The 14,113-nt window shown below is 48.4% G+C and carries 13 protein-coding genes; 9 read left to right on the forward strand and 4 right to left on the reverse strand.

Annotated features, from left to right (window positions below):
* The 3 genes from H608_RS0110900 to H608_RS0110915 all read right to left on the reverse strand — a co-directional run.
* Window positions 1-1,352 (reverse strand): hypothetical protein (locus tag H608_RS0110900; RefSeq protein ID WP_028787712.1); only part of this gene is annotated, 1,352 nt, incomplete at its 3' end.
* Between the two features lie 51 nt (window positions 1,353-1,403).
* On the reverse strand, window positions 1,404-2,789 hold the full coding sequence (locus H608_RS0110905; protein ID WP_155990131.1) for a coiled-coil domain-containing protein: 1,386 nt from the start codon (window positions 2,787-2,789) through the stop codon (window positions 1,404-1,406).
* A gap of 348 nt (window positions 2,790-3,137) precedes the next feature.
* Window positions 3,138-5,570, reverse strand: a complete 2,433-nt coding sequence (locus H608_RS0110915) for a TonB-dependent receptor (protein WP_028787715.1) — start codon at window positions 5,568-5,570, stop codon at window positions 3,138-3,140.
* A 280-nt stretch (window positions 5,571-5,850) separates the two neighbouring features.
* Here H608_RS0110915 and miaB point away from each other — a divergent pair, with 280 nt between their 5' ends.
* The 9 genes from miaB (at window position 5,851) to H608_RS0110970 (ending at window position 13,573) form a co-directional block, all read left to right on the forward strand.
* A complete protein-coding gene (miaB, locus tag H608_RS0110925; protein ID WP_028787716.1) occupies window positions 5,851-7,305 on the forward strand; it encodes a tRNA (N6-isopentenyl adenosine(37)-C2)-methylthiotransferase MiaB in 1,455 nt (484 codons plus the stop codon).
* A 10-nt stretch (window positions 7,306-7,315) separates the two neighbouring features.
* Window positions 7,316-8,566 carry a sigma-54 interaction domain-containing protein gene (locus H608_RS0110930; RefSeq protein ID WP_028787717.1) on the forward strand — a complete coding sequence of 417 codons (1,251 nt, stop codon included), beginning with the start codon at window positions 7,316-7,318 and terminating at the stop codon, window positions 8,564-8,566.
* A 20-nt stretch (window positions 8,567-8,586) separates the two neighbouring features.
* Window positions 8,587-9,111 carry an LPS assembly lipoprotein LptE gene (gene lptE, locus H608_RS0110935; protein WP_081658865.1) on the forward strand — a complete coding sequence of 175 codons (525 nt, stop codon included), beginning with the start codon at window positions 8,587-8,589 and terminating at the stop codon, window positions 9,109-9,111.
* Window positions 9,112-9,135: 24 nt separating this feature from the next.
* Window positions 9,136-10,101 (forward strand): hypothetical protein, encoded by a 966-nt coding sequence (locus H608_RS0110940; RefSeq protein WP_028787719.1) that lies wholly within the window; start codon window positions 9,136-9,138, stop codon window positions 10,099-10,101.
* A gap of 2 nt (window positions 10,102-10,103) precedes the next feature.
* Window positions 10,104-10,448 (forward strand): preprotein translocase subunit SecG, encoded by a 345-nt coding sequence (secG, locus tag H608_RS0110945; RefSeq protein WP_038008183.1) that lies wholly within the window; start codon window positions 10,104-10,106, stop codon window positions 10,446-10,448.
* A 130-nt stretch (window positions 10,449-10,578) separates the two neighbouring features.
* On the forward strand, window positions 10,579-11,607 hold the full coding sequence (gene mltG, locus H608_RS0110955; RefSeq protein WP_028787721.1) for an endolytic transglycosylase MltG: 1,029 nt from the start codon (window positions 10,579-10,581) through the stop codon (window positions 11,605-11,607).
* A gap of 14 nt (window positions 11,608-11,621) precedes the next feature.
* Window positions 11,622-12,590: a YihY/virulence factor BrkB family protein gene (locus H608_RS22030; protein WP_051268236.1), complete on the forward strand. Its 969-nt coding sequence runs from the start codon at window positions 11,622-11,624 to the stop codon at window positions 12,588-12,590.
* Window positions 12,591-12,629: 39 nt separating this feature from the next.
* Complete coding sequence (locus H608_RS0110965; RefSeq protein WP_028787722.1) at window positions 12,630-13,241, forward strand: thioredoxin family protein; 612 nt, start codon at window positions 12,630-12,632, stop codon at window positions 13,239-13,241.
* A gap of 122 nt (window positions 13,242-13,363) precedes the next feature.
* Window positions 13,364-13,573 (forward strand): hypothetical protein, encoded by a 210-nt coding sequence (locus tag H608_RS0110970; protein WP_028787723.1) that lies wholly within the window; start codon window positions 13,364-13,366, stop codon window positions 13,571-13,573.
* Here the strand turns inward: H608_RS0110970 and H608_RS22035 are convergent.
* Window positions 13,567-14,049 (reverse strand): TlpA disulfide reductase family protein, encoded by a 483-nt coding sequence (locus tag H608_RS22035; protein ID WP_081658866.1) that lies wholly within the window; start codon window positions 14,047-14,049, stop codon window positions 13,567-13,569. The genes H608_RS0110970 and H608_RS22035 overlap by 7 nt on opposite strands.
* Between the last annotated feature and the right edge of the window lie 64 nt (window positions 14,050-14,113).

Below are 14,113 nucleotides of genomic sequence, written 5' to 3' on the forward strand. Positions count from 1 at the left end.
TATCCCCAGAAATCGTTCAGCTTCGAGTCGCGCAGATTCAACTGTAAAGGATTGTACTCAAATACCGTCGGACGCGAGATCACCCCGTCATTGGAAATTTCTTTGATGGAATCCAGGCGGAGACGCTTGGTCCAGTCATTGCTTGAGAGATAGCCAACATGAGGACTGCCGGTGGAAGCAAAATAACCATAACTAAATACCGTTTTCTTGACCAGTTCCTGGTTCATGTTTTTTACCGACAAGCCTGTCAGCGCACTGCTGCCCGCGAGGTCCTGACGCACCAGGTCATAGTCAAACGTTACTACCGAACTATCGGGGAGACGGATTTTTTTCACAAAACCTTCTTCAAAAATTTCCAGGTAAGTATAACTGCGGCTTTGATCATTGACCGTAAAATCCGTGATCACCGTGTAGTCCATCGGGTCGCGTTTGGTGATACCAAACGTCTGGCTCTCGTTAAAACCTGTTTCATAAGCGATCCCTGACGGTGTGGATGCATACTCAAAAGTGATCTCGTCATTGGTTTCCGGGTCTTTAATGGAGGTGATCAGCCAGCTCGAAGGAAGGGTTACCGAACCGGGTGACACCGAAGAAGAAGTGGAATAGGTCGTTGCCTGCTGTACTTCTTTTTTGGCAAACGTGTAAACGATGCCTATATCAGAAAGAACCGTAAATGAGTTGATGCGTCCGGTTGTGCCGTCCAATAAATAAGCAACCTTGTTATTATTTTTCTCCAGTTGCACCACCTCGCCATTTTTATTGATCACAAAACGGCCGGAGCCTCCGGGAAAGGAATAACTAAACAGATCGAGTTCTCCGTCCGTCACGCCTTCAGCAATATCACGGACAAGATTGGAATAGGCAGAGTTGTAATGGGAGACCGCTTCGTTAGGATTCTGGCTGGTCCAAAGTGACGTGAGGTAAGCCGGCATGGCCACATAACCTCCATTATATAACGTCGTTACCAGCAAAGGCAGTGCTGCCGTATACAGGCTTCCTTTCACCACCAGGTCATCCGGCAACCCTCTCACCGTACGAGATACACGGCCGATGCCGCTCAGCGCCCAACCCAGACCCGTATTCGGTGCCATGTCTTCGACCTTGTGGCCACCCGCATGATAACTTAATCCCAATGCGAGGGAAAGTTTGTTACGTTTCCAGCTCCACAGCGGATAGGAAATCTGCGGCACACCTGTGGAATAATCCACTGGGATCGTTCCAAACTTGTCAATGGCGGCTGAGTTAGGTGTGGAAGGAATCACATTGTTCAATGCCTGGTTGAGCTCTTCTGAGGTTTGTGCAGAAGCCCCAAGGCTCCACCATAAACAGGCGGCTACTAATAATCTTCTCATCTTGGTTTGTATTAAAACTCCACCAGTGGTGATACCGGCTTCGTGGTTCGCTTAAAAATTATATCCTACCCGGAACAGGAACTGCTGCGTTCGCGGTACCTGCCGGTAGCTTAAGAAATCCCACAATAACTTTATGCTGGTTTTCTTGAATACTTTACTTTGAAGGGAAACAACCTTGCTCATACCGATCAGCCCGCTCTGCTGCCAGGCATTCCGCCCCTGCAACTCTTCCCATCTTTTAAATTCCGCGCGGTGATGTTGCTCGTAGCCGCCCGAGAGCCAGAAGCTGCCTTTGAGTTTCACATCTACAAAACTCCTGAACCCGATTCCCTGGTGGCTGATGCGGATCTTGCGGATGCCTTCATGGCCCCAGCCCATGCTGTAGTCCATGCCAATGCCCACGATACTTTTATCATTGATCTTATAGCCAACCGATAAGCCGAGGTCGGTACTTGCTGGCAGGTAACCATTGCCCTTGCGGCTCTGCACCTGTGTGCTGTATTCCAGTCGCTGAAAGAATGATTTATTCTTCTGGTTGTTGGGTTTAAACCCTTCCGGCATTTCCACATCCCCGTTACCACCGGCTTTATTGATCTTATCTTTTAACGAGTTGAGTTGCGATTGTGCCTGTTGCAGGTTGTTGCGGAACTGCTCCCTCGCCGCAGGGCCGCCCGCTGCCAGTTGGTTTTCGATGAGGTTGTTGATCTCGGTCCTGGTCTGCAAACCAGCGAGGGACGCGGCATTGCCATCTTGTCCCGGTGTGCGGAACAAAGAAGCCAGCATACTGTTGCGCTTCATGAAGTCGCGGAATACGCGCGTCTTGCTCAGCATTTCCAGTGCTTTCTTCTCTGCCTTCTTATGATCTTTTAATAACTCCTTGTATTCGGCAACCTGTGATTGGTAATAATAAACCTGTTTGTTGAGTTGTTTGAGTTCTTTGGCCCACCCCATTTTCAACAGTTGCTCTTTTAGTTGCGCGCGGCGTTCTTTGATGAACTGCTGCACCGATTCTGCCTGCGCAAAGCCTTGCTGCAGTCCTTTTACTTTGTCCAATGATTGCGTTACATCTTTGGCAATCCCATTTTGTTGCAGGAACTGCAGGCTAGTGGCCATGGTATCGATGGACGCATTGTAAGAACCGGATTGTATGTGGGAGAGTTTGTCGCGGAGGCCGTCGTATTTGGCCCTGGTGTCGCCGAAGAGCTCGGCGGCTTTGGCGGAGTCTTTGCGCGCGAGTTTACGGCGCATTTTTTCTTCCTGCTTTTGCAGGGACGACAGCAGTTTATCCGTTTTTTTATCGAGTTGTTTGTCGATGGACGCGGCTTTAGCGCCGATCTTATCAACGTAAGAAGCTGGTACCTTTTCAGGTGCCAACGTATCGTGTTGGGCAAATACTATTGCTGGCACCAGCAATAGTACGAGTAGCAGGTGGCGCATCGGTGGATGGACGGTTGGTTGGTTTGGACTGCATGCCCAGCGATGGCTCAGGTCGCCGTACATGGTTTATTCTTCTCAGACGCAAAAGTCGGTTGTTTACACAACAAATCCTGAACGACTTCCAAAGAAGTTTTCCACGAAAAAATAAATTAACAAATAAGAAAAAAATTAGAAGTGAAAGAGATTTAAACAAGATTGACGGCATGTTCGCAGGAGACTAAGCAGCACAAACTGTACTGACTGACGACGCAATTTTCACGCAAAGACGCTTAAGGAGCAAAGACGCAGAGAACAACTTTATTCTGGTTGGCTGTTTATACTTATAACTTATAACGGTTGTTTAACTTACTACTTTATCGCCTTCAGCAGCGCCTTCTGCTGCGCCTTTGTCGCTTTCTGTTTATTACGTTTGAGATTGTACGCAACGGCTATACGCACATTGCGCGTGCGGGTCTGCGAGTAACTGTCCACCTGGAAATTTTTTCCATAAGTCACTGTATTGAACTCCTGCTGCGCAAAGATGTCGATCATGCTCAGCGTTACCGTCAGTTGTTTATTGAGCCATTTGGTCATCAGGCCGAGGTTTTGCTTGATGTTGCTCGATGAGCGGCCCTGCGCATTGGCAATGGAGTTATAACGGATATTTCCTTCCAGCGTAATGCGGTCGGTAAAAATATAATTGAAGTTGAGACTGCTGTAAAATGTGCCGCCATTGCGATAGCGGTTGTTGAGCCGGTCATATTCACTATAGACATTGTAGGAATAACCCGAGCTCGCATTCATGCGCAATTTTTTCGAAAAAGTGTATCCACCAAATATACTTGCCTCGTATTCTTTGCGATCGGTAATATTCTGATAAGTGATCTGCGTTTTATCGCCGGGGATCAATGTCCTGATCGACTGAATGATATCCTTTACCAGGTTGTATCCGGCTGATACATTTACATAATACTTTCCTTTATACAATCCCACATTCCAATCGAAGTTATCGGCCAGTTGTGGCAACAGCACAGGATTACCAAAACGTAAATTGTATGGATCGTTGTAGTCGATACTCGGATTCAGCTGGCCGATACCGGGACGGCGGATGCTTTTACGGTAAATGACGGAACTGCTCCAACCACTGGCCAGCCATTCCTTCCGCAGGGTGAAATTGGGCAATACATTCCAGTAGTTATTGGCATAGTCTTCCGCTATTTCTTTGAAAGCAAAAGAGATTCTTGTGTTCTCTGCCTGCGCACCGCCCACGATGCGCCACTTGCGCGGCAGATCGATGGTGAATGCGGCCCGCGCCGTATGTACGTCCTGGTAAAACCAAAAGTCATTACTCAATAAAGGATTGTTGAAATAATCGCCACTGCCATTGCGCAGCACATCTGTATTCAAAATATTATGAAATCCTGAACGGCTGCTCGATGCTCCGGTGCTCAATGTCAGCCATTTCATCAGCGGTTTGGTATAATCCAGCCGCAAGGTCCAGGTGCGGTTCGTATTGTTTGTTTTCTGGCGCTGTGTACTGTCCAGCCCGGTCGGCGATGCGTCCGGATTCAGGAATTGCTGAAAGAAGATGCGTTTGTTATCATAACTGCCGGTAGCAAAACTTCCGATAAAACGCAATACTTCACGCACATCTTTGCCTTTGCGCGTGTAGGTTACCGAACCTGTTGGCGTAAGACTATTACCGGTAGTGGCATTGCTACGCGTGCTGTAACGGTAGATATCTTCAAACCGGTTACGGTTGATGTATTCGGTTTCGCTGAGGTTGTCAAAGAGGTTGGCATTGAACAAAGCCGTTACATTCAGCAGGTTTCTTTTATTGAATTCATAATCCGCCGTGATACGCAGATTCGGGCGCAGACTTTTATTGACATAATCGCCGCTGGTAGCGAGGCTGTTTGTTGAATCCGCATAAAAATTCTGCCGGAAGGAAGAGTTATCGCCGGTAATGCGGCTTGCCCCCGCTCCTGCGGTCAAATTCAAAATCAATTTTTTCTCTCGATACGAAACGTTACCCGAGAGGGTTGCCTCGCCCCTGGTGCCATAAGCCAGGTTGATGCGGCCGGTCAATCCTACACGGCCTTTCTTGGTAACGATATTAATCACCCCTCCGCTTTCACTGGCGTACTGTGGAGGCGGATTACTAAGCAGTTCAATTTTTTCAATCAGACCGCCGGGCATCGATTCCAGCAGATCACTCAGTTGTTCGGCAGTAAGATCCGTTGGTTTGTCGTCGATCAGGATTTTGGGTTCTTTTCCTTTTAATAAAATTCGGCCGTTGGCATCGGTTGACACCAGCGGCATGTTTTTCAATAACTCCGAAGTGCTCGATCCCGCGCTCAGCGCCGACTCGCCTACATTATAAATAATGGCGCCGTCTTTCGCTTCAATCAATGGCTTTTCGGCATAAACGATCACTTCATTCATTTCGCCAACGGCTGGATACATCCGTACATCACCCAGGTTGAAATCGAAACGGTCTTCACGGATATGAATGCTGTCGATGCGAACGGTGCCCATGCCCACGGCCGAGAAACGTATATTATAATAACCAAAACGGATATCGTTGATTTCAAATACGCCGTCTTTATCCGTCAGAAGTGATTTGGAGTGCAGGGAATCGTCGAGTGACAACAGGTCGATGGTAACGGAAGGAATGCCTTTTCCGGACAAGGTGTCGATGACATTGCCGATGATAATACCGGTGATTTCTTTTTTGCCGGATTGGGCGCGGGTGGAAAGGGTAATAAGCAGTAATAGAAAAGCCAGCCAGTTTCTTCTCATGCCGCAAAAATAGCAGAATGAAGCATTAGGAAATGATTAGAACCCTTATTTTATCTGACTTCTGCACCGCAGAAAACCGCATTTTAAAAGTCAAAAATCCGCCTCGTTTCAGCGAAAGGTATTTTTCACGCAAAGATGCATAAGAAGCGAACGCGCAAAGGCTTCTATCAGTTACTTTTTTGACTTTTGAATTTTGACTTTTGAATTATACCCTCCCTGCCATCCTGTCACTTTTCCCTTCTTTTTCGCTATCTTTGCCTTCTTTTCAATTTTCATAAGTATGCTCGATTCAGGGATCAATAAAGTACACGATGAAACGCGGCAGGGTGAGGCATTTGCTCCCTTTGCCCTCGACCCCAATCAATATTCGAAACGTTTCTATATTGAAAGCTACGGGTGCCAGATGAATTTTGCGGACAGCGAGATCGTAGCGTCTATTCTCAACCAGCAGGGTTTTGGTGCCACGCGCAACGTGGAAGAAGCGGATCTCATTTTTGTCAACACCTGCTCCATCCGCGAGAAGGCAGAACAGACCGTTCGCAAACGCCTGCACGATTTCCGCCGTATCAAAGAAGAGAAGCCCGGCCTGCTCGTAGGCGTACTGGGTTGTATGGCCGAGCGCCTGAAAGCGAAATTCCTCGAGGAAGAAAAACTCGTGGACATGGTGGTTGGCCCCGATGCTTATCGTTCGCTTCCCGCACTCGTAGAAGAAGCCGGCAGCGGAAGCCGCGCCATCAATGTGTTGCTGAGCCGCGACGAAACCTATGCCGATATTTCTCCCGTGCGTCTCGACAGCAACGGCGTTACCGCTTTTGTCAGCATCATGCGCGGTTGCAATAATATGTGTTCGTTCTGCGTAGTTCCTTTTACCCGTGGCCGCGAACGCAGCCGCGACGCAGGCAGCATCCTCCGCGAATGCACAGACCTGTTTCAACAAGGTTACCGCGAAGTGACATTGCTCGGACAAAACGTGGACAGCTATCATTTTAATGATGATATCCATACCGCGCCCGTCACCTTTGCCAACCTGCTGGAAAGCATTGCACAGATCTCTCCCCTTTTACGTGTGCGTTTCTCTACCTCGCATCCGAAAGATATCACAGACGATGTGTTGCACACCATGGCGCGTTACGACAATATCTGCAAATACATTCACCTGCCGGTGCAAAGCGGCTCCACCCGTATCCTGCAGATGATGAACCGCACTTATACCCGCGAATGGTATATGGCGAAGGTCGACCGCATCCGCGAGATCGTGCCCGACTGCAGCATCAGCGCAGATATCATCACCGGCTTTTGCACGGAAACGGAAGAAGATCATGCCGAGACACTCAGCATCATGGAGTATGCCGGTTATGATTACTCTTATATGTTCTTTTACAGCGAACGTCCGGGCACATTGGCGGCACGCCGCTATAAAGATGATGTTCCCGAAGACGTGAAGAAGAGAAGATTGAGTGAAGTGATTGCCATGCAAAACAAACTTTCGCGTGAACGCAACCGCTTCGATATCGGGCAGACCTACAAAGTGCTGATCGAAGGTGAAAGCAAAAAAAGCAAAGACGACTGGATGGGTCGCAACTCCCAGAATAAAGTAGTAGTGTTTCCCAAAGGCGACCAGCCCCGTGCAAAAGGCGATTATGTATGGGTGAAAGTGAACGAATGCACGCAGGGAACGTTATTAGGAGAAATTGCAGTAGAACAGCCTGATGAACAGGCATTGGTCACTGCCTAATTAACACGTAATGGATATTCAAAGTATAAAAAACCGTTTTGGTATCATCGGCAATTCTCCTGCGCTCAACTATGCGCTGCAGGTGGCCGTGCAGGTAGCCGCTACCGACCTCACGGTGTTGATAATGGGCGAAAGTGGTGTAGGTAAAGAAGCCTTCTCCGGAATCATTCATGCCCTGTCATCAAGAAAACACAATGCCTTCATTGCCGTTAACTGCGGCGCGATACCCGAAGGCACCATCGATTCAGAATTATTCGGCCACGAAAAAGGCTCGTTTACCGGCGCTGTCGATGCACGCAAAGGTTATTTCGAAACCGTAAACGGCGGCACTATTTTCCTGGATGAGATCGGGGAAATGCCACTCGGTACACAGGCGCGTTTGCTGCGTGTGCTCGAGGCCGGTGAATACATCCGCGTGGGTTCATCCAAAACACAAAAAACGGATGTACGCGTGATTGCCGCCACCAACAAAGACCTGCTTCAATTGGTGCAGCAGGGCAAATTCCGTGAAGACCTTTACTATCGCCTCAGCACTGTGCCTATCCGCGTGCCGGCACTGCACGACCGCACCGAAGATATTCACCTGTTGTTCCGCAAATTCACCGCAGACTTCGCCGACAAATACAAGACCTCGTCTGTACAACTGGACGACGAAGCAAAAAACCTGTTAATTACCTATCCGTGGCCCGGTAATGTGCGCGAATTGAAGAATATTGCCGAACAGATCTCCGTGCTGGCACAGGATAAACTGATCACCGCAAGAGAACTGTCGAAATACCTTCAACCCTATTCCAGCAATCGTCTGCCCGTACTCGCACACCAGAACGGAAGTGCGCCGGGACAAGACTTTGCGAATGAACGGGAGATTCTTTACAAGCTCTTTTTCGATATGAAAAAAGACGTGACGGAGTTGAAACGTATGTTCCTGGATGTATTGCAAAACCCCTCGCTGGCCACACAGAATCCTGCCTTCATCAATGAACTGAAGGAACTGAAAAACCACGAGAGCTTTGCCCCGGTTCCGGCTGTTGGTGTACAACCCGTATTGCAACCAACGCATCATCAACCGATGATACTGGACAACGACATTCATGATCATGTGGAAGTGGAAGAAAGTCTCAACATCATGGACAAGGAAAAAGAACTGATCATAAAAGCGTTGAAGAAACACCGCGGCAAACGCAAAGACGCGGCACTTGACCTGGGCATCAGCGAAAGAACCCTTTACCGCAAACTAAAAGAATACGACATCGAGGAGTAATCCTTCTGAAAATAATCTGCATGTTGTCATTATCGCGTTTAGCAAAAAAAATAAATACGGGCCTGCTTCTTTTACTGGCTGTGGCTATTTTCGCCGGCTGCAAGGTGTATAAGTTTGTGGACGTATCCATTCCTGCGGATATCAAAACGATAAAGATCAACTTTATCGAGAACAAAGCGCCTTACATCAACCCGCAACTCAGTCAGCGCGTAACGGACCGTCTGCGTCAGAAAATATTGAGCCAGACGCGGCTTAACCAGACGAATGCCGACAATGCAGACTGGGAAGTAAGCGGTGAAATCCGCGACTATTCCTTCAGTACATCCGGTATCTCCAATCAGCAAACAACCAATTCGCGTATCACGGTCAGCATACACATTACGGTGTATGATCACAAAGCCGGCAAGCCGACGGAATATGATGTCAGCCGCAACTTTGAATTTGATTCAAAGCTGTCGCTGCAACAAGCCGAAGCGGCACTGGCCGACAACATGATCCGTGACCTCACAGACGATATCTTCAACCGCATCTTTTCAAACTGGTAGGTAGTTTATTATTAACTTGCGCCCATGAATCAAGCTGTCAACGACATAGCTGCCATATTGCTTCAGAAGGAGTTGAAAGATGCAGACGAAACGCAACTTCGCCGTCTCGCAGAAGCGCATCCGTACTTTGCAGCCGCCCAGTTGTTGCTGGCAGCAAAGCTTCAGCAAAATGACGATGCACAATTTAGTGCCCAGTTACAAAAGACCTTTCTCTATGTGCAGCCGCCGCTGCGCCTGCAACATTTATTATACAGTACAGGCGATGCCGATGTGGAAGAAAAAGCGGGAACGGAAATCATTGCTCCGGTTATCGAAAAAGAAGAGCCGGCGGCTGACATCCCTGTTCCGCTTGTTGAAACTACTAGTCCTGCTGTTAGTGAAACAATAGATCAAGTGCCCGTAGCCGATGCCGGCAGCAAAACCATTTTACCGGAAGAATTACCCGAACAACCTGTAGCCCCTTCATTGGAAGAGACCGAACTGGTGATCGATCAGACGCCACCGGCCATGGAAACAGCATACGAAGAAGAGCCGCTGCCTGAAGGTGCAGAAGATGATATGCCGGCAAGACCCATTCCCGGTTTAAAGATCGAGCCCATCGATCCGGCAAAAGCAGAACTCAATTTCACACCTTATCACACAGTCGACTACTTCGCATCGCTGGGAATCCGCATGCGCGAAGAAGAAAAACCTTCCGATAGTTTCGGCCGTCAACTGAAAAGTTTTACGGAATGGATCAAGGTAATGCGTAAGCTGCCGACGAGCGAGCTAAACGCCCGCACCGATGCCGTAGCCGAGAAAAAAGTGGAGATCCTGGCCAATGATTCGGTGACCGGAGAACAGGCTGAAACAGAGGCGATGGCGGAAGTCTGGGAAAAACAAGGCAATATTACCCGTGCTGTGGCCCTTTACCAGAAATTAAGTTTGCAAGATCCCGCCAAAAGCGCTTATTTTGCGTCCAAAATCGAAGAACTAAAGAAAAAGAACTGAATATGACACTTTTGTTTGTGATCCTGATTGTAATTGCGACGGTGGTGCTGAGCCTGATCGTACTGGTACAAAACCCCAAAGGTGGTGGCCTGGCCGGCACATTCGGTGGCATCAGCAACCAATTCATGGGCGTTAAACAAACCAACGACGTGCTGGAAAAAGGCACCTGGATTTTCTCTGGTATCATTGGCGCACTCTGCCTGCTGTCTTCCCTGTTCATTTCAGGCGGTAGCGGTCCCAACACTTCTACCATTGACAACGTTGGTGGCAAAGCAGCTCCTGTACAGCAGACAGCTCCCGCTCCGGTAACACCTGGTCAGCCTGCTGCGCCAGCTCCGCAGCAATAAGTTTTCAACTATCTTATTCTGAATAGATTAAACCCTGTCGAAAGACGGGGTTTTTTATTATTTTGAGATTGATTTCCATAAGGTCTGGCATGATGTTTTGACGCTTCAGCCCGGCATTATCCCCCATTTTATGCGTATAAGAAAAATTCTGTTGCTGCTCCTCCTGCTGGTTTTGCTGATTGGCGGTTTTGCAGCTTATAAAATAATCGGACCCGCTACCCGCAAACCGGCCGATGGCTTCCTGTATATTCCCACAGGTTCCTCTATGGCCGATGTTAAGCGTTTACTCGTTGAACAGAAAGTGGTGAGCAGCACCTACTGGTTCTCCTTAACCGCACGCGCTGTGGGTTACGACCGTGTAAAACCGGGAAAATATGCCGTGCCATCCGGTACCAGTATGCTCACCCTGGTACGCAAGCTCAACAACGGCCGGCAAAGCCCCGTTGAATTTGTGATTACCAAACTCCGCACAAAAGAATCATTGGCGGGAAAAGTGGGCCGGCAATTCGAATGCGATTCGCTGGCCTTTATCAACTTCCTCAACAGCCCCGACTCGCTCAGCCGCTTCAATCTCGATACCAATACCGTAATGGCCGCCGTGATGCCGTACAATTATGAATTGAAATGGACAACAACGCCAGGGCATATCATGGAGCAGTTTGAGGCTGCTTATAAACGTTTCTGGACGGATGAACGCAAAGCCAAAGCAACGGACCAGGGATTAAGCCCGATGCAAGTGATGATCCTCGCATCAATCGTGGAAGAAGAAAGCAACGATGCCGAAGACAGATTAAAAATTGCCAGCACCTATATCAACCGTTATAAAAAAGGCATGTTGCTGCAGGCTGACCCTACGGTGAAATTCGCATTGAAAGATTTCGCACTGCGTCGCATTTTATTTGGGCATCTGAAAGCGGTTTCACCTTATAATACTTACCTGAATAAAGGCTTGCCGCCGGGTCCGATTTGTACGCCATCGCAGCAGGCTATTGAATCGGTGCTCAACGCTCCTAAAACGGAATACATTTATTTTGTAGCCAGCGCCAAATTTGACGGTTCGCATATCTTCACCACCAATTACGAAGACCACATGAAGTATGCGAGAGAATTCCAGGCAGAACTAACACGCCGGCAGAACGCCCGCAAAAACGCACCCTAAACATTCTTAATCTATTGTCCCTGTTCAAAAATATCCGACACAATATTGCCACATCGGCTCCCGTGAACTTTGTGGTAAACCGCAGCAAAAAAGTATCGCTGCCGGGTTTCAGGCGAATCCCTATCTATGATGTAGTGGAGTTTTTCTTCAAGCAGATCCGCACGGCGGGTATGGTGGAGCGGGCTTCGGCCATCGCGTTCAATTTTGTCATGGCCATCCCTCCCGCCATCATCTTTTTGTTTACACTCATTCCTTACATTCCCATTAACCGGCAATTTGAATTCGCTTTGTATGGTTTGATCCGCGATATTATTCCCGGTGAAAATAACAACGGCGCCATTATTGCCTTCCTGAGAGACTTCATCAACAACCCGCGTAATGGTTTGCTGTCATTGGGTTTTCTATTATCGCTTTTCTTTTCGTCCAATGCGATGATGGGAATTATGCGTTCGTTTGATAAAAACTATCCGGGTTTCCGCAAGCGGAAAGGCCTGCAGAAACGCGGCACGGCCCTGCGGATGACATTGGTCTTATTCGTGTTGTTCTTTATCTGTATTGCCTTATTGGTGTTGCAGGGAGCGGTATTGAAATGGCTGGGGGTGGCCAGGGCCGATATCCGTGCGCTGATCAATAATGTGCGGTGGATCTTCATAGCCCTGTTGTTCTTTGCCTGCATTTCCTATATCTACCGCACGGCGCCCGCCGTGCATAAAAAGTGGCGGTTTATCAATCCCGGCTCTATTCTTGCTGCCTTCCTGATGATCCTGTTTACACTGGGATTTTCGTGGTGGGTCAACAATTTCGGCAACTATAACAAGCTCTACGGATCTATCGGAACTATCCTGATCCTCATGCTGTTAATCTTTTTTAACTCCCTGGTGCTCCTGGTCGGATTTGAGTTGAATGTGAGCATCAGTTCGCTGAAAAGAATTGCAGATGAGCGGAAAAATAATGAGGCGGATGGTCAGGTAAGCTCCTCCTGATTTCGGATATTTACAACTCAACCTAAAAACAGACCTTTTATGAAAAAGATGCTTTTGCCGCTCCTGGTACTTGGAGCCACTCTGGGTTTTGCATTCCGTCCTGCGGCAATCGACCCGCTGCCGATCGGTGCTGCCATGCCTAAAGCTGATGTAAAACTGACTGCGATATATGGTAGCGACGGCACGCTGGCTGATGCCCGCAAAGAAAACGGCCTGCTGGTGATCTTCAGTTGCAATACCTGTCCTTATGTAATCAAAAATCAGTCGCGCAACAATGAAGCGGCTGCTTTTGCTGAATCAAAAGGTATTGGTGTGATCATCCTCAACTCCAACGAAGCCCAGCGCGAAGGCGCCGACTCTCCCAAAGAGATGAAGAAGTATGCGGCCGCACAACAATACAAATGGACTTATGCCATCGATAAAAATGCAGAGATCGCCGATGCGTTCGGTGCCACCCGCACACCGGAAGTATACCTGTTCGACAAGAATAATAAACTGGTTTATCACGGAGCCATTGACGACAATCCTTCTGATGCGGCAGCGGTTACCCGTAACCACCTCAAAGAAGCTATCAATGATCTCACAAGCGGACGTGAAGTGACGGTGAAGACGTCGAAGTCTGTCGGCTGTTCGATCAAACGCGCTAAATAATCATAGCAAACTGCTCGTTTCAAGGTCCTCCTGCCAACCGCAGGGGGATTTTTTTTATTCCTTTTATGGAAAAATAAATCCCGTGCGTCTAGTGCTTATTACCTCACGCTAAAACCGGGCTTATGAAGAGTAGTACATTCCACCTCATCTTTATCGGATTTCTCGCGCTCGCAGGTTATTCACTGGGCTGGGCTATCCGTCAGAACAGCATTATCGGCATGGTATCGTCAGGCATCAGCCTTTCGGCTGGCGCCTGCTTCCTGTACCTGCGTACACGTATGGAAAGGGAGTTGAAGAAAGCTGGTAACGAGATGCGCGACACGGGTTACTGACCCAGCATCTCTTTCATTTCTTTTATTAATTGCGCTTCGCTGAGTTGTTCTTCGTGAAAGCGGCGGTAGTTGCGTGCGTTGTTGACAAACAAAGTGGCAGGAATAGCGCCTGACCAATTGCTGTCCACTTTCGGACAGAAGTAATCTGCGTTTGTTTCATTCAGCCACACGACCGGCGCCGTAATTTTTCTTTTTTTCATGAAACGGCTGATGCCATCCGGATACTCATCCGGAAGATCGAGGCTTACGAGCAATAGCTGCACACTGTCTTTTTTGCGCGTTGCCACCTGCTGCTGGAAGTAAGGTATTTCTTCTATGCAGGGAATGCAGAAGGTTGCCCAGAAGTTAACGATCAGCGGCGTGGTGCTTTCCTGTATAGTCTGCTCCAGATCGGTGATTTTTATCTTGCGGATGGATTGTGCCGAAGCACATACCGAGAGCAACATAAAACTGCATATGATTGATAAGTGCTTCATGAGTTGGTGAATGAGTGAATGGTGAATAGTGAATGGTGAATGGTGAATGGTGAATAGTCAATGG

The sequence above is a fragment of the Terrimonas ferruginea DSM 30193 genome, from assembly GCF_000425585.1.
GTDB classification, from domain to species: Bacteria; Bacteroidota; Bacteroidia; order Chitinophagales; family Chitinophagaceae; genus Terrimonas; species Terrimonas ferruginea.